General features: G+C 40.8%; 21 protein-coding genes and 2 pseudogenes. 8 read left to right on the forward strand and 15 right to left on the reverse strand.

From position 1 onward, the window contains the following. The first annotated feature begins 341 nt into the window (after window positions 1-341). On the forward strand, window positions 342-1730 hold the full coding sequence (locus tag BUB85_RS09870; RefSeq protein ID WP_073109413.1) for a DUF6040 family protein: 1389 nt from the start codon (window positions 342-344) through the stop codon (window positions 1728-1730). 39 nt (window positions 1731-1769) lie between these two features. Beyond that, on the forward strand, window positions 1770-1967 hold the full coding sequence (locus BUB85_RS09875) for a hypothetical protein (protein ID WP_073109416.1): 198 nt from the start codon (window positions 1770-1772) through the stop codon (window positions 1965-1967). Window positions 1968-1995: 28 nt separating this feature from the next. Here BUB85_RS09875 and BUB85_RS09880 read toward each other — a convergent pair whose 3' ends face one another. Then, a complete protein-coding gene (locus BUB85_RS09880; protein ID WP_073109418.1) occupies window positions 1996-2445 on the reverse strand; it encodes a hypothetical protein in 450 nt (149 codons plus the stop codon). A 569-nt stretch (window positions 2446-3014) separates the two neighbouring features. Between BUB85_RS09880 and BUB85_RS09890 the strand changes: the two genes are divergently transcribed. After that, complete coding sequence (locus BUB85_RS09890; RefSeq protein WP_073109425.1) at window positions 3015-3608, forward strand: recombinase family protein; 594 nt, start codon at window positions 3015-3017, stop codon at window positions 3606-3608. A 116-nt stretch (window positions 3609-3724) separates the two neighbouring features. Here BUB85_RS09890 and BUB85_RS09895 read toward each other — a convergent pair whose 3' ends face one another. From BUB85_RS09895 to BUB85_RS09905, 3 genes are all read right to left on the reverse strand, one after another. After that, the gene (locus BUB85_RS09895) at window positions 3725-4624 is read right to left on the reverse strand and encodes a hypothetical protein (protein ID WP_073109429.1); all 900 of its coding nucleotides are present in this window, start codon (window positions 4622-4624) and stop codon (window positions 3725-3727) included. An 84-nt stretch (window positions 4625-4708) separates the two neighbouring features. Continuing rightward, window positions 4709-7489 (reverse strand): DNA methyltransferase, encoded by a 2781-nt coding sequence (locus BUB85_RS09900; RefSeq protein ID WP_073109432.1) that lies wholly within the window; start codon window positions 7487-7489, stop codon window positions 4709-4711. 12 nt (window positions 7490-7501) lie between these two features. After that, a complete protein-coding gene (locus BUB85_RS09905) occupies window positions 7502-8122 on the reverse strand; it encodes a helix-turn-helix domain-containing protein (RefSeq protein ID WP_073109434.1) in 621 nt (206 codons plus the stop codon). 216 nt (window positions 8123-8338) lie between these two features. Between BUB85_RS09905 and BUB85_RS09910 the strand changes: the two genes are divergently transcribed. The 4 genes from BUB85_RS09910 to BUB85_RS09920 all read left to right on the forward strand — a co-directional run bounded on the left by BUB85_RS09910 (window position 8339) and on the right by BUB85_RS09920 (window position 11284). Then, window positions 8339-8575, forward strand: a complete 237-nt coding sequence (locus tag BUB85_RS09910) for a helix-turn-helix domain-containing protein (protein ID WP_073109436.1) — start codon at window positions 8339-8341, stop codon at window positions 8573-8575. A 183-nt stretch (window positions 8576-8758) separates the two neighbouring features. Then, window positions 8759-8908 (forward strand): hypothetical protein, encoded by a 150-nt coding sequence (locus tag BUB85_RS21475; RefSeq protein WP_159434637.1) that lies wholly within the window; start codon window positions 8759-8761, stop codon window positions 8906-8908. Continuing rightward, complete coding sequence (locus BUB85_RS09915; RefSeq protein ID WP_073109439.1) at window positions 8896-9570, forward strand: recombinase family protein; 675 nt, start codon at window positions 8896-8898, stop codon at window positions 9568-9570. The genes BUB85_RS21475 and BUB85_RS09915 overlap by 13 nt, the downstream gene beginning before the upstream one ends. A gap of 13 nt (window positions 9571-9583) precedes the next feature. Beyond that, window positions 9584-11284, forward strand: coding sequence for a recombinase family protein (locus BUB85_RS09920; RefSeq protein WP_073109442.1), 1701 nt, complete (start codon window positions 9584-9586; stop codon window positions 11282-11284). Here the strand turns inward: BUB85_RS09920 and BUB85_RS09925 are convergent. The 9 genes and pseudogenes from BUB85_RS09925 to BUB85_RS09965 form a co-directional block, all read right to left on the reverse strand. Next, window positions 11220-12086, reverse strand: a pseudogene (locus BUB85_RS09925) (CpaF family protein); the annotation flags it as partial. The gene BUB85_RS09920 and the pseudogene BUB85_RS09925 sit on opposite strands and share 65 nt — an antisense overlap. Next, entirely contained in the window at window positions 12083-13030 is a 948-nt protein-coding gene (locus tag BUB85_RS09930) for a P-loop NTPase family protein (protein WP_143160697.1), read from the reverse strand. The pseudogene BUB85_RS09925 and the gene BUB85_RS09930, both read right to left, overlap by 4 nt. Window positions 13031-13344: 314 nt before the next feature. Beyond that, window positions 13345-13551: a pro-sigmaK processing inhibitor BofA family protein gene (locus BUB85_RS09935; RefSeq protein ID WP_073109446.1), complete on the reverse strand. Its 207-nt coding sequence runs from the start codon at window positions 13549-13551 to the stop codon at window positions 13345-13347. Window positions 13552-13869: 318 nt separating this feature from the next. Then, window positions 13870-14358 (reverse strand): deoxycytidylate deaminase, encoded by a 489-nt coding sequence (locus tag BUB85_RS09940; protein WP_073109448.1) that lies wholly within the window; start codon window positions 14356-14358, stop codon window positions 13870-13872. A 24-nt stretch (window positions 14359-14382) separates the two neighbouring features. Beyond that, window positions 14383-15012 (reverse strand): uracil phosphoribosyltransferase, encoded by a 630-nt coding sequence (gene upp, locus BUB85_RS09945; RefSeq protein ID WP_073109451.1) that lies wholly within the window; start codon window positions 15010-15012, stop codon window positions 14383-14385. A 108-nt stretch (window positions 15013-15120) separates the two neighbouring features. Continuing rightward, window positions 15121-16176, reverse strand: a pseudogene (locus BUB85_RS21165) (L-threonylcarbamoyladenylate synthase); the annotation flags it as partial. A gap of 33 nt (window positions 16177-16209) precedes the next feature. Then, complete coding sequence (locus BUB85_RS21170; protein ID WP_073109568.1) at window positions 16210-16896, reverse strand: N-acetylmuramoyl-L-alanine amidase; 687 nt, start codon at window positions 16894-16896, stop codon at window positions 16210-16212. A 112-nt stretch (window positions 16897-17008) separates the two neighbouring features. After that, a complete protein-coding gene (locus tag BUB85_RS09960; RefSeq protein ID WP_073109454.1) occupies window positions 17009-18859 on the reverse strand; it encodes a glycosyl hydrolase family 18 protein in 1851 nt (616 codons plus the stop codon). Window positions 18860-19126: 267 nt separating this feature from the next. Continuing rightward, complete coding sequence (locus BUB85_RS09965) at window positions 19127-19354, reverse strand: hypothetical protein (protein ID WP_073109458.1); 228 nt, start codon at window positions 19352-19354, stop codon at window positions 19127-19129. Between the two features lie 428 nt (window positions 19355-19782). Between BUB85_RS09965 and BUB85_RS09970 the strand changes: the two genes are divergently transcribed. Then, window positions 19783-20490 (forward strand): adaptor protein MecA, encoded by a 708-nt coding sequence (locus tag BUB85_RS09970; protein ID WP_073109461.1) that lies wholly within the window; start codon window positions 19783-19785, stop codon window positions 20488-20490. A gap of 77 nt (window positions 20491-20567) precedes the next feature. Here BUB85_RS09970 and BUB85_RS09975 read toward each other — a convergent pair whose 3' ends face one another. Continuing rightward, the gene (locus tag BUB85_RS09975) at window positions 20568-20768 is read right to left on the reverse strand and encodes a DUF1858 domain-containing protein (RefSeq protein ID WP_073109465.1); all 201 of its coding nucleotides are present in this window, start codon (window positions 20766-20768) and stop codon (window positions 20568-20570) included. A 550-nt stretch (window positions 20769-21318) separates the two neighbouring features. Next, window positions 21319-22530: a C40 family peptidase gene (locus BUB85_RS09980; protein ID WP_073109470.1), complete on the reverse strand. Its 1212-nt coding sequence runs from the start codon at window positions 22528-22530 to the stop codon at window positions 21319-21321. Window positions 22531-22828: the final 298 nt, after the last annotated feature.

Here is a 22828-nt window from a genome sequence, read left to right on the forward strand (position 1 = left end):
AGGTTCCAAAAACGGTCGATGATATCCCATGTAGAACGTGCAATGGAATCAGGATTAGGATAGTATTTGCGTAAATTTTCAAAAATAAAGTTTTGGTAGTCAGTATGACTGCCACAGTTAACAGGTAACAAAAAATCGCCTCCAATCGAAAAATGTGTACCACCCGCAAACGAACGGTATTTATTAATCAATAGGCGCGAAGCGCCGCATTTTTCGACGAAGTTGTCAAGTATTTTGGGCAAAAAAGTGGGGGATTTTAATAAAAAAGGAATCTGAAAGCCTTGAATTTACTGGCTTAGAGATTCCGAGAGATTATGATATTAGTAAGGAGGCATTGTTAAATGAATTTGAAAGACAAAATGAAATCAGACTCGCCAGAGCCAAAGCTGATAGAGAGCGTGAAAGAGAAGAACAACTCGACAAGTATTATGCAGAAGTCGAATCTGCAATCCAAGGAACTGGAACTGTTGCAGAAGCAGTCGGAAGCACTGAGACAAGTGACAGAACAGAGAGACCAGTTGCTGATGGAAGGTCGGAAGGAAGACCAGACGAAGATACAACTACTCTCGTCAGAGATATTAGAACTGAAATCAGCGATAACCGCACTCAGAACCGAACTGTCATCGACACAGAAAATCAATCAATCACTATCGCAGAGCAACGACGAATTGCGGAACAGCAACGGATTGATGCTGAGAAACGTGCAGAAAGAGTTACAAGAAAAGCTCACAGCCACTCAGGATATTCTCGTTAGCAATAAAAGGGAAGCTGAGATCCGAGAAGCTAACCTTATTGCAGACTGTAATCTGAAAGTTAGGACTGCTAATGAAAGAGCCAACGAAATAGAGAAGCGTTGTTTCAAAGATAATGTTGCAGCTTCAAAAGCAAGAAAAGCTGGCGAAGCATTCAGGGATGAACACGAAAGGATTTTGAGAGAGCAAACAGAAGAAATTGACAAATTAGCTGAAAATAAAATAGCTACTACCATTGTTTCCTTAAAACAAGCCAAGGAGTTAGAAATCAAACATATCCAAAGTATTTGCAAATCATCCATTCAGAAGCATAAAAAATATTATGCTTCTGAATATGTTGCGAAGGAAATGTGGCACGTTATAATTTTCATTTTTTGTATTGTCTGGCTTGCTATTCAGGCTGTTTCATCCAATTACTTTAGAAATGAAGCTGTTGTATTTAGTAATTGGGTAAAGACCTATATGATTGATTCTTTTGATACTGTATCATCATGGGCAACTTCTTCTGCAACTATATCGGGTGGAATTAACCATGAAATCGTTGCTAATATACTATATTGGATTATTCTAATAATAGTCGGATTATTCAGTATATTGCTGTTTTATGGTGTTCCAGTTGTGGTTATCATGAGTGGCGGATTTGTCTACCTGAGAAATAGTTTATTTGATAAAGCTAACAGATGGGTAATGATTGGTTCAGGCATATTTTTTGTAGCAATGTCATCAGAGATGTTCTATACTCCAAAAACAAATCTATTGCTTTTATGGTTGCTTGTTCAGGTCGCTATACCACTGATTCGCTTTGTTATCATTCCATTGATAGGCTCTTTCTTTGATAAGTGGAATAGCATGGACAGTGATGAACGAAGAAATGTAGGTTGTAATATTATGATGATTATTATCGTAATTGCTGGCTTCGTATTTTTAATATGGAGTATGCAGTCGTGTTCTGCGGATTTGGCTAAAATGTCACATTAAGCCATTTCCGTAAGTAATTTTTAGAGAAAGTGAGATAATATGAAAATAAAAATTATTTTCAAAAATGAATTAGATGTTAGACCCCTTGCAACTGTAATGGTTGATGTTGAGGATGCAACCGATAGTGAACCCATTAGAACAAAGCTGATTGAATTATTGAATAATGACAAAATGTGGAAAGGGTTCGGATGTGATGCTGATATCATAGAAATAGAATGTCAGTATGGAGAAGAATAAAAAGGCGGTATTTCTACCGCCCTCATGCTTATATCTTTTCATAAATAGCAGCACTTGTGTTATTGGCTTTACTGAATGCTGGCTTCCCACTTTTTGTTAAAGCTCTTTTTACATCTGCAAATTCTGGTGATTTATTTAGGCGGATATCTTCATTAAGGCTTCTTCCGAGCCTAGCTCTTGTAGCTGCTGGAATGGAATGTGTGCCTGAGACTGTTGTAGCACTGAGATTCTTGTAATAATCAACATCACGTAGCGTAAATTTATCTCCTGACTTCAAGGTATTTTTGTATCCTATTACAGCTTCTCTAAGCTCCGTATATAAGTCAATATATGACTTATCAGGTATGCCGTTAAGTTCATCTTTAAACGACTGAGTAAGAAAATCTGTAATAAATGCTGATGTAGTAATTCCTATTGCTTTAGCTCTAGTGTCTAAAATCTTTTGTAACTGGTCTTGTAAAAAAATTTGATTTTGCATGAGTAAATCTCCTTCTGTAAAAGGTTGTGTGTTATAGGGTTGGGTATATAATAACGCACCCTTTCGTAAAATGCAATAGTTTATTTTAAAATTAATGTATAAGAAACCAAGTGTTTTCTCATACACTTATTTTTCACCGATATTAGCCATATACCTATGCAAATATGTTGTAGAAAATAAACATACCTTTTCTCATACATTACATCAATCGGAACATATCATGATTTGATTAAAATCCTCTTATCTTCATATAAATAAAATTATGTAATACTACAGGCTTAGTAATGATTGATAAGACATTGGGATAAAATATTTTATATGGTATATGGTGATTCTGAGACCATTTGGCAATAACAAGAGTATTAAACTGATTCTTTTGATAATTGCTTTCAAGATAATTTATTTGCGTTTGCTCCCATTTATTTCTAGCATATAAAACTATTGGGAAGCCGAACTTTTGAAAAACGTGTACTGAGATAGTGTTTTCTGGTAAGTACATATTGATCCTTTCTGCGTATTATAAGCAGATTTACTTAAGTTGATTTTCATTACTATAGGAGATGATTATTATGATATACGGGTATTGTAGATGTTCCACTGATGAAACCAAACAAGATATTGCTCGACAGGAAAGAGAACTGATTTCTGTTGGGGTTGATAAAGCAAACATTTTTACTGAATATGCTCATGGTACTGACAGAAATCGTGTGGAATTTAACCGACTACTTGATTTAATTGTTTCAGGAGATACAATAGTCGCTACTGAATTGAGCAGAATTACAAGGTCAACAAAAGACCTCATTGATATATTAGAAGTGGCTAAAAATAAGCATATTAAGCTCGTTTTAGGCAGTTTTATATGTGATTGTTCCTCTGATGAACTTGACCCAATGACGGAGGGTATGCTTAAAATGATGGGTGTCTTTGCAGAAATGGAACGGAATATTATCAGCCAGCGTGTACGGTCTGGTATGAAGAATGCAAAATCTAAAGGTAAGAAAATCGGTAGACCTGAAACCACAAGCGATAATCTCCCTGAGAAGTTCTGGAAGTATTATAAGCTTTATCAGGACAACCAGCTTAATATTGCTGAATTTGCAAGGGTTATGGGGTGTGCAAGGTCTACAATTTATAAATATTTGGCTATCGTGAAAATCGTATAGCTTTCCTCATTTATACTTACCAAAGATTCTTCTTTACAGACATAATAATAAGTGCACGACTTATGGAAGCTAAAGTCAATAAGTCGTGCATATAGGTTAATCCTAGCATTCTTGCGTTATCGCACTCTTGCTCCGTTAAATTCCATTCCCACAAAATCAAATGCTTCGCCATTCTTCTTGTACCATACGCCAAAATGAATATCATCTTTTACTCCAAACGCATTTTTAGCTGATACTGTTCCGATGATTTTATATTCATCATCACTTCGACCAACTGCCCATGCAAAACTATCAAAGTCTGCTGTGTTTGGATAATTCAAATTCTGCTTAACATCTTCAACAGCCAGTATTTGCAATTCATCAAATGTAGCTAAGTCAACTTTTGTTTCTGGGACGTGAACATCATCGTATGATTTTAAATAACCGCCCTTATCAGCATCATACAAATCTTCATCTAAGAATCCCGCATAGAAAATCTTTCCATTATCAGTAGTGAAATTGAACCGCCTGTTTCTATCTGTTAATCCATTGGGATAACAAACTACTGAATTTAATCCACTCTGGGCTTCGCCTGTCATATTCTCAATTTCTATACTTGTAATTCCTACAGTATTCAAAATTTGCTGAATTTCTGTTGACTGCTCCACACTATAACCAGCTTCCAGTAATGCTTCAATCAGTCCTGTATCAATGTCTGCAATGTCTGCAACTTCTGCATTTGTATCACTAACTTTGAATGCTTCCTCATTTTCTTGGCTCACAGTTTCCTCTGTCTTCTCCGTTTTGTTTTCTTCACTGCTAACAACTTTGTCCGAAGTATCATCAGTGGTAGCTGTTGAAGCATCATTACCACCTGTCAGCATACAAACAACAAATAAAATCACACTAACAATACAGGCGATTGCCCATTTATTCTTTGAAGGTTTTTTTCTGAAAAAAGTAATCAGAAAGATAACCAACGTGACAGGAATTGCAATCATTGATAACAATAAAATCAAACCTATAAGAGCTTCCATAAAGCCATCTCCTTTACAACAATATTAGTGTTATTTACGACAGCTATCTATTTCCTTTAAAACGGCTATGCGTTTTATAACAGCTTATTGTTCATTCTGTTTTTCTTGATACATTTTCATAAGTGCCGCAATACATTCTGATTTTGTATTTAACTTCCCCCAAAAACCATATGCTTGCATAACAGCTCTATCATTTGCAATATGTGCATCTGACAACGGTTTAGGCATTGAATCTGGATTGTATAAATTTGCCAAACTACTATTGGGATATTTAGCACGCATATCAAGTATGTTTTGAGCAGTTTTGATTATTTTTTCCTTTTGTTCCTTTGTAGGTGAAGGCCAAGGGAAATTATTATAAAGTGCTGGAGAATATCGGTAATCACTCTTCATTCGACCGCACAAAGTCTGAACCCAAGACATATGTATATTTGATTCCAAAACACCAAAAAGATATAAATCGGCATTCATTGCAGTCATAACAGAATTACTAGCTATAACGTCTTTACTCATAAAACCCATTGGTATATACCTTCTTGCAGATGTTGACGTTTCTGGTATAAGTATATAATCACTATCAGGCTGTCGTATTTGCGAAAAGAGATATGGTGTATTTGCCTGTTGCTGAACGGCTACTGTTGGGGATGCAGACCTGATTGCTGATACAATTTTGAATCGTTCCTTGATTTCAGGAATATTAATATAGTCACATGGTTCAGCATCGACCAGCCATAAACAATACCGTTTAATGTTATTTATAAAATCTTTAGAACCCAAATACACCTTTATATATTTGTCCAATTGAGGATATTTTTCGATAAGTTCTTTACGCTCTTCTTCAGATAATATTAGTCCGCCATCATCCCAAGGCTTATTTCCCTGAGTTAGTTTGGGCATTCCTTCAGGAGCTTTTCCTCTCGATTCAATATAAAAGTCTGGGGCATCAACTAAATATCCATTTATATGATTAACTTCTTTACAGATGTCATCTTCATAAAGATATTTATGTGGTTCACTTCGTACCCAAAATCCAATGATTACACAATGTACATGGGCAGTATCAGCAGCTTCGCTCTTCCAATCGAAAGTTCTGTATGCAAAATTTATGTTGATACCACTATTTAATAGATTTTCCCATAAGGGACGTACTTGTTCGCCCTGAGTAATTGAGTTCGTAGATACAAAAGCCACCTTTATTGATGTACCAAGTATATAATCCGCTGCTTTTTGATACCAACAAGACACATAATCGAGTTTACCTGATTGTTTATCACCAAATACCAAAGCTTTATCACGTTTCTGTGCATCTGCTTTACTCTTTATAGAGCTACCTACAAATGGTGGATTTCCCATTATATAGTGTAGCGATGTTTTTTGTATTACATTATTCCAATCAATTTCAATAGCATTTCCTTCTATAATGTTTGCATACGATTTCAAAGGTAAAAAATCGATGCTCATATGAACAACATCTTCTGTTTCCTTCAACATTTGTGATTCTGCAATCCATAACGCAGTTTTTGCAACAGTAACAGCAAAATCATTTATTTCTATACCATAAAATTGTCCGATTGAAACTAGAATAGGGTTGTATTTTTCATCACCAAATGAAATCTGTCCATCTGAAAAAGCTTTCAATGCTTCATTTTCTAGTCTCCTTATAGATAAATATGTTTCAGTTAAAAAATTACCTGAACCACAAGCTGGGTCGAGAAAATTTATCTTTGATAACTTAACTCTATATTCCTGAAGTCTAGTTTTTCTAATTTTTACAACAGTGATATTTTTAATGGATTCAAATTCCTCTCTAAGTTCTGTCAGGAATAATGGGTCAATCACTTTATGAATATTTTCAATGCTGGTATAATGCATACCTCCAGAACGTCTTGTTTCAGGATTTAAAGTGCTTTCAAATACTGCACCAAAGATAGTGGGACTAATATCATTCCAATCAAAATCAGAGCTTGCTTTTACCAGTAATAAGTGTTTGATTTCCTCATTAAATGGAGGAATTTCAATCGTCTCATCAGCAAACAATCCACCGTTCACATAAGGGAAAGCTGCCAGAGCAGGATTATCTTCTGCAAGATATTTATCTCTATCTTCTATTTTTGTATCAAGTATTTTGAAAAGTTCTACAAGAGCTTTCCTCATTCCTGTTACTGGTATTGGTTCAAGATAATCATGAAACATCATTTTTGAGCCAAATATTCCAGCATCTTCGGCATATAAACAAAATACCAATCGAACACATAATGCATTAAGACTTTTTAATGAATTTTCATCAGGATTAATATACTGTGCTAACAATTTATCATATAGTATCCCGACAATTTGTCCAGCCTTTACTGATATTTCCATTTCATGAGATAATTCTTTTACTTCCTTCTTAAACATGAAATCAAATTGTGAGAGTTTATCTCTAACATCTTCTAGCATAATGGTTATCGGTGGGTCTTGTGGTTTTTTCATATCATGAATTTCAAAAGATTTAAAATTACAAGCTACAATCCAGAGTGGAGTTTCATCAGGTAACATCCAATGAGCATAATTCCTACCCTGTTCGAATGGTGTCATCATAAGTCCTCCAGATTGTGGTATTTTCTGGTCTAATTCTTTTGAGATACTCTTTTGTTCAATTAATACCCTTGTCTCAGGAATATACACGTCAATAAATTTAGTCTGACCATCAATAATTACTCTTTTTTCAAAGATAATTTTTTGTGTCACGTCCTCAACGTCAAGTACGTTTGTAAAAAACTCAATCCAAAATCTCTGGCTATCACTTTTTTCATCACCAATTCCATGCCAGTCGTTATAAAATTTTGTTGCAGCTTCTCTTTTTTGTGTATCCGTTAATGCCATTACATTACTCTCCTATTCAGTTGTTCCTTTATCATCAAGCTTCTCAAGTTTCTCTTGTAATTCAGCAATCGTACTCTCTATTCGTTTCTTTTGAAACATTTTTGCTGTTCTATCTGTAAGAGCTTTTGGAAATGTTCTTTCCCAATTATGATATTCTGCTAAAATAGCTTCCTTTTCTTCGGGAGTAGCAATTTCTAAACGAGTTTTTATTGTCTCACGCTCGTCATACCACTCTTTCAAATAATCATTCATAGTACCAGTGAAGCCATTACCAAACTGTATTGAATACTTAGCGCCTTCTTTTTTTACCTCTAATTCATATAAGTCTTCCATTTCAAAGAACGCAAACATAGCACCAATGTAATTAGATACCACTGGGTCCATTAAAGCTATGGTCTCCACACCAAGCACATAAGCAATTTGTTTTAACATATCAAACTTGGGCTTCCTAGCACCATTCTCATATTTCTGTATTCTATCAGCAGTTAATCCCAATGCTTGTCCTAATTCAGCCTGAGACATGCCTTTTTCTGTTCTTATCGCACGGATTCTTCGCCCAATGCGTTCAGCAGAAGTTTCTTCATTAAAATCAGCTGCATCCTGACCAAAGGGATTGTGTACCATCAATGCCATATCCATCACCTCAAATATCATTCTATTTGTATATAAAACCATGCTCATCATACCACAAAATCCAAAAGAAATATATATTTAAAGCACATATAAGTAATTTAAAAGCACTTATTTTTTGCATAAAGCACAATTTTGTGCTTGCAAAGTCCATAAAAAGATGTATAATATATTTAAAGCACATATATGTACTTTAAAGCACAACGAAAGGAGAACGATATGAATGAACTTTTAGAAAAATATCCAGCTGTTCTTGATGTCGCTACCGTAGCAGAAATCCTCGGGGTTACACCAGCAACCGTAAGAAGACTTGTCAAAGCAAATGCAATCCCTTCTGTAAAGGTCGGTAGACTTACAAGAATAACCAAAGACAAGCTAATTGATTATTTGGAAGAAAGGGGGGGCGTAGCATATGAAAGAAAAAACCAATATCTCATTAGAATTACTTCTTCTTAATGATTTACTGAGAACCAAAGTAATCGACAAAGAAATTTATGACAGAGCAGTGGCTAAAATCAACAACACTGTAGTACAGGCAGCCTAATTGAATTAACGGTTCAATGAACCCGGTGTTTCCCGATTCTCGGATGTCGCCGTTATCCATAAAGAGTTATTTAGTATGCCCTGAAAGGAAATCAGATGAAGAAACGAAACAAGCAGCGAGCAAATCGCAAAACCAAAGAAGAAATGTTAAATCATAAGGATATGTGTGGTATAAGTGACCCTACACCATACGAAGCAGTCAAAGATATTATAAAGGAGTTTAAAAGAAAGCAATGTCAAGTATAGCAGCAATTTATCACTTTACAGATGGCTCTGAGAAGCGACCTATAGTTAATCAAAAACAACTGAATATTTTAGAACAGTTCGCTATTTCTCAGGGCTTTACTGTAAATGATATTTTCTGCGACAAAAGCCTTCTTAAATGTGAACAACCAGAGTTCGACAGATTTATGTCTGATATTGATAAGTATGATGTTCTTGTTACAAAGGACTTCTATCATATTTCAAAAAACACAATGAAATGCATGAGTGTAATGAAGGAACTTAGAAAAAAGGGAGTTCAGGTACATTCTATTGAAAACGGTAACTTCTCTTGGGCGGAAGCTCCATTTGATAAATCATTACGAGTAGCCACCTATTGTTGTAGGTTTGGTACACCGAATGACATGAAACAAATTATCCCAGTTCAAAACGATATACTAAAACTTTTTACAAATAAGAAAACAAAATGGACTGTTATAGACCAATACTTTGACGAAAGTGAGCATCAGAATGACGGTGAACAGATTCAGCTTATGGAACTTATAAAGAATAAGAATAAATATGACTTAATTCTTGTCCATAACCTAAATGATATTCACTGGCGAACAGCTAATTTTTGCAAAGTCAGAGAACAGATTCATTTAGATATATATTCCCTTCAGGAAGGATTTCTAAAATATAACTAAGGAGGAAAAGTATTTGAGTTATGCAGAAAACCTAAAACAAAAACTTAATATTGATAATTCAGAGCCTATTTCCGCTGTAATATATGCCAGAGTATCTACAGACAATGATGGTCAGAAAGACTCTTGTTCTAATCAGGTAGCTCTGGCAGAAAAATATATTACTAATCATCCAAATATTCAACTTGTTGGAATATTTGTTGATGACGGTATTTCAGGTAAGAATGACTTTACAAGACCTCAATACAATGCAATGTTACAGCTAATATCTGAGGGCAAAGTCGATTTAATTATCACCAAGGCTTTATCTCGTCTTAATCGTGATCAGCTTAATTCCCTTATGCTTAGAAGTCTTTTGGTAGAACAAAATGCCACAGTTCTTACTCTCGAAGATAATCAGGTGCATGATTTTGAGGATATGGGTTCTGAACTTTTGCACAGCATCAGTTTTGCTATTGATGCACAGTATGTAAAAAGACAGAGTATTAACGGTAAAAAGACACAGGAACTGCGTTGTGAACGCAAGGAACTTAGTGCTAAAGACTGTCAATCATACGGATATGATTGGCATAGTGATACCAAAACCATCACTGTTAATGAAGATGAAGCGGAAGTCGTTCGCAGAATATTTGAGGAATATGTATATCGTAACGGTACTCCAGCTTCCATACAGAAAGCATTGAAAATGGAAGGTATCAGAAAATCATCCAGAACCATCAGCAATATGATTCAAGACGAACGCTATATTGGTAAATTCTATATTAACAAGCGTACCAGTAAGCTTGGAACTGGACAAACCAAATCCAAACGTATCCAATTACCTAAAGAACAATGGGTATTGGTTGAAAGACCTGATTTACAAATTGTTGATACAGAACTATTCGAGATGGCACAGCGTATTCATCAAACTAGGATAACAGTTTATGAAAAGCCTGATAAAAAGACTACTCAAGCTCGTTTCCAAGGAACACATAAGTACGCTGGCAAAATTTTTTGCCCTGACTGTGGCAAGCCATACCACTTTGGATATTCTGATAGAGCCAAGACTAAACCTATTTATGTAATTAAATCACATTCTGAATGTACTAACCCAGTTAATAGGATATCTGAACCTGACCTTGAGGAAATCACACGACAGGCACTCAAAAAGACCATAGACCAGCAAAATGAAGTATGTAAAACACTGGAAGCTGTTCTTACAGAGTGTGTCGAGGCATCACAGAATAACGGTAACGAGCTTTCAAAACTCAAACAGCAGAAATCTTCAAGAGAAAACCAGATTGATAGCTTAATTGATACTCTCTCGGAGGGTGGTCTTTCAGAAAATGCAAAAGAACGTATTAAAAATAAAATCAATACCATAACCGAAGAAATTGACAATCTTACAGAAACCATCAAGAACAAAGAATCTAGCAAATTAAGTGTTTCCTATGTTTCGGATAAGATTGCTGAAATTAAATCAGCTATTGCAGAGCTTCGCAACTTTACGGAAATCGACAGAGACAGAATACTCAACTATATAGAGAGAATTGAACTTATAGCTAACGGAGATGTAAATATGCTCCTTAAATCGGGGCAAGTAATTACTATAGTAGCAACCAATAACAGTGATTTTTCTGAGGGAGAAAGTGTAGTCAAGAAGGGAAAACAAGATGCCCGGTGTTCATGGCCTGCAGCATATCGATTGCCTCCGCCCCGCGCACTTCCCCGACAATGATTCGATCCGGCCGCATTCGGAGCGCCGACTTAATGATGTCCTGAATCGTGATCGCTCCCGCCCCCTCCACATTTGCATTGCGCGCCTCAAGCCGTACCAGATTCGGAACCCCTTTGATCTGCAGTTCCGCATTATCCTCGATTGTGATAATCCGTTCATCCTTGGGAATGTAATGTGACAGCGCATTTAAAAATGTTGTCTTGCCTGACCCGGTTCCTCCACTGATGAAAATGTTATACCGGGCATTCACCATAATCTGCAGAAATTCTGCCACCTCCCGGCTTATGGTTTCCCACTTTATCAGCTGTTCCATAGTGATCGACTCCTTCGGGAACTTTCGGATTGTCACAATCGGGCCATTCAGCGCCACCGGATTCAGCACCACGTTCACACGTGATCCGTCCTTTAACCTCGCATCCACGATTGGTGAAGACTCATTCACAAATCGGTTGGATTCTGAGACAATCTGCTGAATCACATCCTCCAGTTTCCCGGTGGACACAAACCGCTTGTCCGACTCGAAGAGTCTTCCGTTCTTCTCCAGAAATATATTCTGTGTTCCATTGATCATGATCTCCGTAATCTCCTCATCCTCAATCAGTTCCTGAAGAATATCCAGCTTTCGGAAGGCATTGAAAAGCTCCTTCCCCAGCGCGATCTTCTCCTGTAGCGGCAGGTATTCCTCCCGGCTCTTCTCGTCCAGAATCCGGTAGATCAGATCCATCAGATCCTCATCCTCAATTTCCCTTGTCAGATCCATCTCCCGCAGGATTCTTCTGTGCAGTTCTTCCGGCTGAATCATACGCTGCTGCCTTTCCTTTCACGCCCTTTTCTCGCATGAACTTCTTTTTTCACTGTATGTTCCAGAATCCCCTGGTATCCGAGAAGCATGAGATTCTCCTCGTACTGCCTCATCTTTGCGCGGGCTGCCGGCTCCTCGATAAACGGAGTGTAGACCGTGTCACACAGCATAAGTAACTCATAGAGTCCCTGTACACTGTCCCCCAGATCCAGAATCACGGTATCATAAATACTCTTATCTGCAATCTGTTCCAGCAGTTCCTTCCATTCCTCCAGGGTCACATTCCGGATATCTCCTGCCACCTCCATCGGATAGATGTAATCCAATTCCCCGTCCTGATGCACCATCGTGCTGATCCGAATGCCGAGGTTTCCGTTCTCCTGTCTGGCATAGTACAGCAGGTCTGCCAGATTCTGCTGTGGACGCTCTCCGAAATAAGCTTCTGCCCCAGAATACTCTTCCAGATTCAGATACAGTGCCGGTCCATTTTTCGCCTGCTCCTTTCCCACAGCCAATGCCAGCTTTGTCTTCCCGATCCGGTGGACCGGTGAATAAACTCCAATGACTGCGCCGGCTCCCTTCGTCATGGTCAGCCCCAGCTCTCTGTCTCCTGTCTCAAGGCAGGACTCCAGAATTTCTGCCAGGATTTCATCTGCTGACTGGTACTTCAAAATACTCTTCTCCTTTTCTCCCAAGTCTGTACACACACCTTTTGTTAGTACAAATGTTCTCTGTGCCCTGACCTGCTGTCTGACTGCGGCCGGGCATTCCTCTGTGATCAGCATAAAATTCACCACCTGTTCCTTACTGTACTCCAATAATTTTTCTACATCCCGAAACATCCTCACCTGAAACGCTACTTCTTTTCTAGTCGAGATGCAGTCCATAAAATTCTTGGCGTACATTTCCTCGTTGTCGTAAATCACAAAATTTCTATGCTGCAATTCATCCCTCCTGTTCTTCTCTTCCTGATGCAGATGCTTTGAAGACAGGCTGCCCTTACCGGCATCTGCGTATGCACTAAAGCTTCTCCCACTTTCGGTGGATTCCACCTTAACACATGCTGTTGTACTTTTTCCGTGTTGAAAATTGCTGCGACTCATATGCCTGTGACCACGATGGCACATATGCAGCTTTGATAACTCTGATCTAATCCAGAACTAAGCATCTAGAAGTGATACCTAGTGAGTCGTATTATAAACATGCTTTCTCTAAATGTCCATACCTTTTTTTAAATCCTCCCTTTTTTGTGAAATACTCACAAAATTTTGTACAGCGCAATGCCATACAGCAGTCCCACACCAGGAATACCAAGGGTTCCGCTTGTCAAAAACGATGCTGCATTCAGCCCAACCATCACGTCCATCCCCCGTGTTTTCAGAAATTCGTTCAGCAAAAAAATGATTCCCATCCCAACAATTGACCTCACAATAAAGTTTACAGCCAGCTCCGTAACTCTTTCCATCTCTTCGCTCCCTTACATATGCCCTCACTATGATATATGCCCGTCTCGCGGACATTATGAATGGCATCTGACCCTTGTTGGTTTCAGAGGCTTATTGGAATGCTTGGCACAACGGAACGAAGAAATCATTTTTTGTGCAATATGCCCTTTTGACACCTTAACCCTATGATATAAAAAACAGGCGTGCCCTTCTGGTATGATTCCGGACACGCCTGCACTTCCATTTTATTTTCACTCTGGTAAAGCGGACATTCGCAATCCGCTCTGCTACTTACTCATGAACATCCTGCAGCTACGCTGCCTCTCAGCAGGGGCTTTTTATACCCGGATCGTAATCTGTCTGTTCGACCGATGATACTGATAATACCGGACTCCCGCCGCATCCATCATCTTCTTGGACGCGATCGTGCTCGGTTCATCCGCATACTTGTCCGAGTCAAAGATTACCTCCACGATTCCACTCTGAATGATTGCCTTGCAGCACTCATTGCACGGGAACAAAGAAACATAAAGCTTACTCCCGGCCAGACTTCCTCCGCTGTAATTTAAAATCGCATTCAGCTCACTGTGCACTGTGTACACATATTTTGTCTCCAGTGGATCTTCGCCCTCCCTCGCCCAGGGAAATTCATCATCGGAGCATCCCCGGGGAAGTCCATTGTAGCCCATCGATAAAATCTTGTTCTCCGGACTTACGATGCAGCACCCGACCTGTGTGCTCGGATCCTTTGATCGCATGCCGGAAAGCATAGCCACGCCCATAAAATATTCATCCCAGGAAATATAATTTTCACGTTTATCTGACATCTGATTCCTCCGCTCTCTCACCGATTATTTGGTTCCAAAAATGCGATCCCCCGCATCTCCAAGTCCCGGCACAATATAGCCGTGGTCATTCAGATGATCATCCAATGCGCCAATGTAAAGGTCGACATCCGGATGCGCCTTCTCAAATGCCTTCACACCTTCCGGTGCCGCCAAAATGCACATGGCTCTCATCCGCTTCACACCTTTCTGTTTCAACAGTGTAACTGCTGCCACAAGAGATCCTCCCGTCGCGAGCATCGGATCTACCACAAACACTTCTCTCTCCTCACAGTCCACCGGAAGCTTGCAGTAATACTCCACCGGTTCCAGTGTCTCCGGATCACGATACAATCCGATATGTCCCACTTTCGCTGCCGGTATCATACTCAGCATGCCGTCCACCATTCCCAGACCTGCTCTCAGAATCGGAATCACCGCCAGCTTCTTCCCCGCCAGTTCCTTGCCTGTCATCTCACAGATTGGAGTCTTGATCTGCACGTCCTGCAGCTCCAGATCTCTTGTCGCTTCATAGCACATCAGGGATGCGATCTCGCTGACTGCCGTCCTGAAATCCTTAGAGCCTACATCCTCTCTCCGAATAAAATTAATCTTGTGCTGAATCAACGGATGATCCATAATCTGTACCTTTGCCATGTTGCTCCTCCTTTTGTGTGTTGTATTTATCTTATGCCGGGTTCAAAAATCCCGTCCCTTGATCACTCTGCTCATTCGCCGCCTGCCGCACTAGTCCGCAGTCCGGTTTACCTCTGACGCCTGCAGATGCTGGTGTCCGGCGGCCTTCTCCAACCGGTTCATAATCGCCTTGCCTATTCCCGCAACGGCAAATGCCTCGCTGTAGATCTGCGTGACCGCCTCATCATCAAACTCCCGCAGCACCCGGTACAGATTCTTCGCAATGGTCTGCTCATCCTGCCTGGTCCCGATGCTTTTGATCACGCCGTGCTCATATTTCCCCAGAGTCTCGTCCGTGGCAATGATTCCCACGCACGCTCCACTGTCTGCGCCCTCTTTTGCAAGGCGCCTTATGGCCTTCACGACTTCCCCTTCTTCACCGTCCACAATGATCAGACTCGCCTTCGGCGCGTAGTGCCGGTACTTCATCCCCGGTGCCTTCGGCGCCTGCTTACTGTCCGCATTCACCAACGTCTCATCCACCGCCACCGGTCCGATCACGGCCTCAAACATCTCTCTCGTGATTGCTCCCGGCCGCAGAATCATCGGCGGCACAACCGTCATATCCAGTATGGAGGATTCCAGACCGATCTCAACCGGACCGCTGTCCAGTATCATCTCAATCTTTCCATCCAGATCCTCTCTCACATGCTCGGCCGTCGTAGGGCTCGGTCTCCCGGATGTGTTCGCACTCGGTCCGGACACATATCCTCCCGCTCCCTCAATCAGCTCTCTCGCCACCGGATCGCTCGGCATACGGACCGCAACAGTCTCCAGTCCACCAGTCGTCCCGAGCGGCACCAGATCGCTTTTCTCAAAAATCATCGTCAGCGGCCCCGGCCAGAATGCATCGGCCAGCCTGTACGTATCCTCCGGAATACGTTTCACGATCTTCGGGAGCGCCTCCATATTCGCAATATGAACGATCAGCGGATTGTCGGACGGGCGCCCTTTCGCCGCATACGTTTTTTTCGCAGCCTCCTCATCCAGTGCGTTTGCTCCCAGGCCATATACGGTTTCCGTAGGAAATGCAACCAGGCCACCCCGCTTTAAGATGTCACCCGCCTGCATAATTGTACTTTTATCTATTCTGTTTTTATCGATTGTTTTTATTATTGTTTTCATGACCAATATTATACCACATACAAAACAAGAATCCTATTCTTCTTTTGTAATAAATCCATGGATTCCGCTGCACACCGCCTGGGCGATCTGCTCCTGATATTCTCCGGTTCCCAGTTTCTGTGCCTCCTCCCGGTTTGAGAGGAATCCGCATTCTACGATTACCGTGGGCACCTCTGTCCGCTTCAGAATGTAGTAAGTTTCGTTGGCCTTCGCCTGCCGGTGATTTTCGGAATCCATTGCACACAACTTCTCCTGAAGGATCAGCGCCGCCTCCTTTCCTTTTTCCGAGTGCGTAAAATAGAATGTCTGCGCCCCTTTTACTTCCTCCTGTCCATAACTGTTCTGATGGATGCTGACCGCCAGTGCCGGTTTCGTGTCATTGATCACTGCAACGCGCGCTTTCAGATCTTCCACCTTGCTTTTTCCCAGTCCGCTGTCATCCTCTCTCGTCATCACAACTGTAATTCCTTCTTTTTCCAGTAATTTTTTTATTTCTTTTGCAATTTTAAGATTCACATCTTTTTCTAATAAATCATTGATTCCAACCTTGCCGGGATCAGAAGAGCCGTGCCCGGGATCAATGACCACTGTGACCGGAGACTGCACCTCACCTGAACTTACAGACAGATTCTGCAGTAATACTTCTCCTGCTTTCTGCTCCAGAACAATCAGACCTGCCAGTATGACCATTCCCAGAATATATTTCCATTTTTTTCTCAAAAAAATTCCCCCGACACATATTCTTTCATTAATATATGCCGGGGAACTTCTTTTCATTATTAAATTTTACTGCAGTTCAAAGCAACTGCAATTTCGCAGTTTTCATTCGCATTTAATTTACATACTGAAGAATCACATCCCATATATCCGGGGTCTCACTACCAAGCTCCCACTCTGCAACACCGGCAAGCTTATTGGATTTGATCAGCTTCATCTTCTCCTCGATCGACGCACTGTCCTCCAGCCAGATCTCATATGTCACACCGTCTGACTCCCATTCTGCATAGTTTTGTTTCGTCTTGTCGTCCCAGACTGCGGTTGCCCCTGCAGCTGCCACGCTCGAAGACGCACCTTCCATTGTCAGATCCAGACTCTCTACTCCTGTAGATGTAACGGACCATAGCCGTGTATAGAACGGAACTGCATTGATCACTTTTTCTGCCGGGACATCCTTCAGGGTATCCTCAATTCCATTTTTCACATAATCATATGAAGCTACCGAGCCTGGCTTATCTGAACCTGCGATATGCTCATCATACCCCATGATCACTACATAATCCGCCATAACGCCCTGCTCCTTGATATTGCGAAATTCGTTGTAAGGCATTGGCACATAATTATCCACAGAGAACACCAAACCGTTCTGCCTGCACTTGACGCCAAGCTCACGCACGAATTGTACGAAACTCTCTCCGCATTCCTCTGAAATCAATTCAAAGTCGAGATTGATTCCATCTATCCCTGCCTCCAGTGCTGCCGCTACCACCTGATTTTCAAGCGTCTCCCGTTTCGAGGTATAGCTTAAGACCGAATATACATCTTCCTGCGTCTCAAGGCCATCATGGAAATCACGAAACATCGCCCAAACCTCCAGGTTGGACTGATGTGCATAATTTACATAATCCTTGTCCGCAATAGATCTCAGATTTCCATCTGTATCCGCTATTCCAAACCACGTCGGTGAGACAGTGGTCAGCCCTTTTGCATTCGCAAGTGTTGACGTCGCCTCGCTGTTGGCAATCTCATTTTCCAGATTGTCCCACGCCAGATTGATGGTATAATCCTTTTTGATGCTTGTATACTCCGGTTCGTCAAAGTTCCTGGAAATGGTTTCCGTCTTTTCTTTTTTTAAAGCACTCTGCTTTACATATCCGATAAATCCATCGCTGGTACGTACCTTTTTCCACTTGCCTTCGACTTCAATCGTCGTTACTTTATCACCTTTGTTCACCGTTGTCAGTACCGGACTCTTTACGCCAGCCTGATAACGCACCTCTGTTTTTCGTCTCAGTTCTGCTGTGGTCGTCTTTCCCCAGTCATTTACAATCATCACGTGATTCGGATCCTTGTACACACCAAAATCAATATTGGTGTACTTCTGGACAAATTCCAATGCCACATATGCCGTCTTACCTTCGGTTTTAAGAATTACATAATCTTCACTTTTTTTATCTGCTGCTACAGAATAGTCCTTACTGCCCACTCCTGCGGATACGTTGCCATTGGGCAATGTATAGAGTAAAACGTTCTCATTTGAGTCCCAGTAAAAGCGATCATTGATCCGATCCCGCAGCACGGAATACTCGATGTACGGATTTCCGTCTATCATCTTTCCTCCGACCTTCAGATTCTCATTGTTAATTACAACGGCAAGATCATCGTCATTTGACACTCCATAATATTGATTCAAATCAGCCATTTCTTTTGACGGGCCGTATTTTATCCAAAACAATATCCCACCTATGATACCAACAACAAGAACGAATATAATCAGCATTCGCAGGATTAGATTTCTGCGTCTTTTCCTTGCGCGGCTGCTTCTCATCTGCCTCAGTTCTTTCTCACTTGGTCTTCCGTTTCTCCCAGTTCCTGGCTCCGGTCTGCGTCGATTTTGTTGATCCGGTTGTGTACTTTGTCTTCTTCTCTGATTAGACTGCGTACCTCTCCTTCTTCTTTCCTCCATGGCGCACCTCCTGTCAGGCACTATTATATCACATTTTCTCTACACATTATCATAAAATTTGACTTTTTCCGCACGAAAATGGGCGCGCTTGTTACTGTTCACACGCAAGCTTGACACCTGCTGTCAAGCTATGCGCCAATCAAGTAAATATAACTATGAGCCGGTCCCATCATCAAAGATGATTTAAAAATGGACCGGCGACGTTACTGGAACAGATTTATCTGTGAACAGTAACGCGCACTTGAGGGGTATTTGGGAACTGACTGTCTATTTTATTTTGTGAAAGACTATTTTTTCTATATTTCCTTTGGAATTCAGGATATATTCACGCATCAGTGACATATTCTCTCTGACCATAATCGTTTCCACGACCTGTTGAGGACTTACCCGCTGTTCCTCTTCCGCCTCAATGCTGATCGGGATTCCCTTCTCTTCGTAACTCTCCAGTTCTGCAAATAACTGCTGGTATTTCTCTTCTTTGTTAAAATCTAACATAGTTTGCTCCTTCTCTCGTTTCCTTTATCACTGTCTGCCTGATAAATATATAATTCCTCTGAACCATAAGGTTTTTCGTGATGTATTCCAATATTTTCAGAGTCGCAAGAAGATAGTTTACATACAGTGAATGTATACTTTACTATTTTATTTATTTGCTAAGTTAATTGGTTTTTTGTTCGTGATTTCTGAACATTGATAAATTGATTTTCTGAATTTCTCAATAGATTACTTGAAATGATTAAACTAACTGCACGAGAGAGTGCATCTTCAACAGTATCCCCCCTTTTTTGTAGCATTTATCTCGGAATACTATCTTCTTGTATTTGCATTATAGTCAATTCCATGATTCTTTGCAAGGTTTATTTTTATTTTCTTTACATATTTTTTGTTTTTGTTTATACTAATAGCAGGAAGGATGTGATTATATGAAGATAGAGAAAATAAATGATAATCAGATTCGTTGTACCTTAACTCCGGCCGACCTGGAAGCAAGACAGCTTAAGCTCAGTGAATTGGCATACGGAACAGAGAAAGCAAAATCTTTATTTCATGATATGATGCAGCAGGCCTCCTTCGACTTTGGCTTCGACGCAGAAGACATTCCATTGATGATAGAGGCTATTCCGGCTTCTGATTCGCTGGTGCTCATCATTACCAAAGTAGAAGATCCGGAAGAACTGGATACCAGATTCTCCAAGTTCACCCCGACAAACGACATAGATTCCACCCCACTTCCACTCAATAAACTGGAGGGTGCGGAAGATTTCTTAAATCTTCTGAACAAAGTGAAAGACGCTGCCGCCGACATCAAGCCGACCTCTGCAGAGAGCACTTCCGGATTTAATGTCCGCCTGTTCTCGTTCGAGGACATCGACAGTGTCATCGTTGTAGCCCGTCTTCTGGCTCCGCAGTATCAGGGTTCCAATACTCTGTACAAGGATGTCTCTGATGGAATCTACACTTTAGCGCTCACGCAGTCGGGTCACACCAACATGGAATTTAACAAGATTTGCAACATGCTTTCCGAGTACGGTACAATCGAAAAAGCTACACCGGCGACACTCGCCTTTTTGGAAGAGCACTGTGAAATCACGATCTCCTCCAACGCAATCCAGAAGCTGGCTCAGATCTAGGCGCCCGTTTCTAATGCATAAAAATCCCGCAGGGGGAATCATTTCTCCTGCGGGATTTTTATAATGCATGGTTCTGACTATGCATTGATTGCTGCGTTAATTTTTTCAACTAATAAGTCTGCATCGATTCCGTGAACCATTGCAGCTTCTTCAAGACTTTCTCCCTGAGCGGATGGGCATCCGAGACAGTGCATTCCGATTTCCATAAGGATCGGTGCAACCTGCGGAGCCTGCTGTATCAGTTCGCCGATTGTAGTCGTCTTAGCTATCTGTACCATATCAATATCCTCCTTTATTCTTACGTGTTTCTTATTATAAGCCCATTCTCACATTTTATCAACCAGTTTATCCACCTGACACGGTTGATCTACCCATCCTTATCCACAGTCCACACTTTGTCTGTTCAGCGTACGTCCTTCAATCCGAGACATTCCTGTCTCTCATCGTACGGACAGGAAAAACATCTCTTCATAAAAACCAATTATCAGAAATTGTAGTTTATTCATGCTTTTCTTTTTTAATTGTTTCTACAATTCCAGTTAAATTTTGATTTCTCAAAAGTCAACTTTTTTTCGACAAAATTCTATTTTCGTCATTTCTAAACAAAACGTTCGTTCTTTTATTTTCAAAAGTAATCCACCAAAAACACATGTTTTTATGTGGATAATGTGAATAACTTTATGGAAAAGTCCTTTTTTCCACGTTTTTTCTAATTTTTAATGTGAATAAGTTGAAAACTCTAAATTTTCCACTTTAGATTTTTTTTTACGAAAAAAATCATTTTTGTATATTTTGTATAACCCGTTCTTACGTTCGAGAAATTATTATTTAGATTACTCGCCGCACCGTCACAATATATGTGAAAGTTGCATTCGATATCCCGATTCCATGGTCAGAATCAATCGCATTTACGATCGTCCCGTCTCCCATATACAGTCCCACATGGCCATCATAGAGGATCAGATCCCCCGGTATTGCTTCTTCAAAGCTCACTTCCGTACCGGCACTTTCCATGTCCCAGGTAGTTCTTGGAAGTGAAACCCCGAACTGTGCATATACGGACTGAACAAATCCAGAGCAGTCACATCCTTCTGTCAGACTTGTGCCTCCCCACACATACGGGTTGCCAATAAACTGACACGCATAATCAATCACTGCCTGACCTGCAGATGTCCCGGTCTGATCCGGCAATACTGCGGCACTCGCCTCCTCTGTGCCCTGTCCCACATCATCTCCTGCGGACATTTCTCCTGCTGCCTGCTGCACCGCACCTTTCTCCATCGCGGCTTTGTCTGCTGCTGTTTTCTCTGCCGCCGCTTTGTCTGCCGCTGCTTTTTCTGCCGCTGCTTTCTCCGCTTCTGCTTTTTCCGCTGCCAGTCTCTGCTCTTCTTCCTGCTTTGACTCCGCATAAGAAAAATCAGGAGATACGTTCACATAATCTCCGCACACCCAGCCGGCAATATCGCCAACCTGTACCGGATACCATCCCGAAACGCTATCTCCTGTAACCTGATATTTCTCATCTAATGTAATTTGTGTTAATATATTCGCATTTGTATTCTGACCGTCCCTGACGTTCAGCACATAGGCCGTGACTGTCGCCGTGTTCCCGATGTTCGCACCGGCGTACTCCTTCGCCGCTCCACCAGTCAGTAATTCCTCTGTCTCCACATATCCGGTCACCGTCCCGGACGAGATCTTTGTCCAGGCTCCCTGGGTATCCAGAATGTCAGCCACATTGTTCTTATATAATTTACCGGCCCAGTCACTTGTTGTATAAGGGGCGTCTCTAATAAGGATATAATCCTGCGTATCAGCAAACGCCCTGTTTGAATACTCCTCTTGTTCAGTTGGTACCAGATATAATTCCATTGGATGTTCTTCCTCTGCCAAATAGCACTTCTCTAGTACCGATTCGATTCCTGCCGTCGGAAGCGTCACTGCATCTTCTGCATGCGCCACGATTGCACTCCCCGGAATCATGATTGCACCAGCCACAGCCGTCACAATCAGTCTTTGTCTCACATACGTTACTTTCATATAAAACCTCCCTGCGTTTTTTTATCTTTAGTAGGAAGTTTTAAATGTTACATAAATGTTAACTTTGTTACAACGATATTATATCAATCATCTTTGCCATTGTCAATAGTATGCTCCTTATATTTAGGTTTCATCATTCGACATGCTCTGTTTATATCTATTTCTTTTATTTAACATTTATGTAATATTTTGTCAGTTTTTGACTACATCTGTTTCTTCAGGATAGTTGTCCGGGGTTCGAATCCCCGATGCTTCACTGTTTTCGACTACATCTGTTTCTTCAGGATCCCGGGACATG

Source organism: Hespellia stercorisuis DSM 15480, assembly GCF_900142165.1.
Taxonomy (GTDB): Bacteria; Bacillota; Clostridia; order Lachnospirales; family Lachnospiraceae; genus Hespellia; species Hespellia stercorisuis.

What these genes read in the sequence shown, in the direction of transcription:
- BUB85_RS09870 (WP_073109413.1), top strand. Translation starts at nt 342, where the DNA reads ATGAATTTGAAAGACAAAATGAAATCAGACTCGCCAGAGCCAAAGCTG.
- BUB85_RS09875 (WP_073109416.1), top strand. Translation starts at nt 1,770, where the DNA reads ATGAAAATAAAAATTATTTTCAAAAATGAATTAGATGTTAGACCCCTT.
- BUB85_RS09880 (WP_073109418.1), bottom strand. Translation starts at nt 2,445, where the DNA reads ATGCAAAATCAAATTTTTTTACAAGACCAGTTACAAAAGATTTTAGAC.
- BUB85_RS09890 (WP_073109425.1), top strand. Translation starts at nt 3,015, where the DNA reads ATGATATACGGGTATTGTAGATGTTCCACTGATGAAACCAAACAAGAT.
- BUB85_RS09895 (WP_073109429.1), bottom strand. Translation starts at nt 4,624, where the DNA reads ATGGAAGCTCTTATAGGTTTGATTTTATTGTTATCAATGATTGCAATT.
- BUB85_RS09900 (WP_073109432.1), bottom strand. Translation starts at nt 7,489, where the DNA reads ATGGCATTAACGGATACACAAAAAAGAGAAGCTGCAACAAAATTTTAT.
- BUB85_RS09905 (WP_073109434.1), bottom strand. Translation starts at nt 8,122, where the DNA reads ATGGCATTGATGGTACACAATCCCTTTGGTCAGGATGCAGCTGATTTT.
- BUB85_RS09910 (WP_073109436.1), top strand. Translation starts at nt 8,339, where the DNA reads ATGAATGAACTTTTAGAAAAATATCCAGCTGTTCTTGATGTCGCTACC.
- BUB85_RS21475 (WP_159434637.1), top strand. Translation starts at nt 8,759, where the DNA reads ATGAAGAAACGAAACAAGCAGCGAGCAAATCGCAAAACCAAAGAAGAA.
- BUB85_RS09915 (WP_073109439.1), top strand. Translation starts at nt 8,896, where the DNA reads ATGTCAAGTATAGCAGCAATTTATCACTTTACAGATGGCTCTGAGAAG.
- BUB85_RS09935 (WP_073109446.1), bottom strand. Translation starts at nt 13,551, where the DNA reads ATGGAAAGAGTTACGGAGCTGGCTGTAAACTTTATTGTGAGGTCAATT.
- BUB85_RS09940 (WP_073109448.1), bottom strand. Translation starts at nt 14,358, where the DNA reads ATGTCAGATAAACGTGAAAATTATATTTCCTGGGATGAATATTTTATG.
- upp (WP_073109451.1), bottom strand. Translation starts at nt 15,012, where the DNA reads ATGGCAAAGGTACAGATTATGGATCATCCGTTGATTCAGCACAAGATT.
- BUB85_RS09960 (WP_073109454.1), bottom strand. Translation starts at nt 18,859, where the DNA reads ATGGAGGAAAGAAGAAGGAGAGGTACGCAGTCTAATCAGAGAAGAAGA.
- BUB85_RS09965 (WP_073109458.1), bottom strand. Translation starts at nt 19,354, where the DNA reads ATGTTAGATTTTAACAAAGAAGAGAAATACCAGCAGTTATTTGCAGAA.
- BUB85_RS09970 (WP_073109461.1), top strand. Translation starts at nt 19,783, where the DNA reads ATGAAGATAGAGAAAATAAATGATAATCAGATTCGTTGTACCTTAACT.
- BUB85_RS09975 (WP_073109465.1), bottom strand. Translation starts at nt 20,768, where the DNA reads ATGGTACAGATAGCTAAGACGACTACAATCGGCGAACTGATACAGCAG.
- BUB85_RS09980 (WP_073109470.1), bottom strand. Translation starts at nt 22,530, where the DNA reads ATGAAAGTAACGTATGTGAGACAAAGACTGATTGTGACGGCTGTGGCT.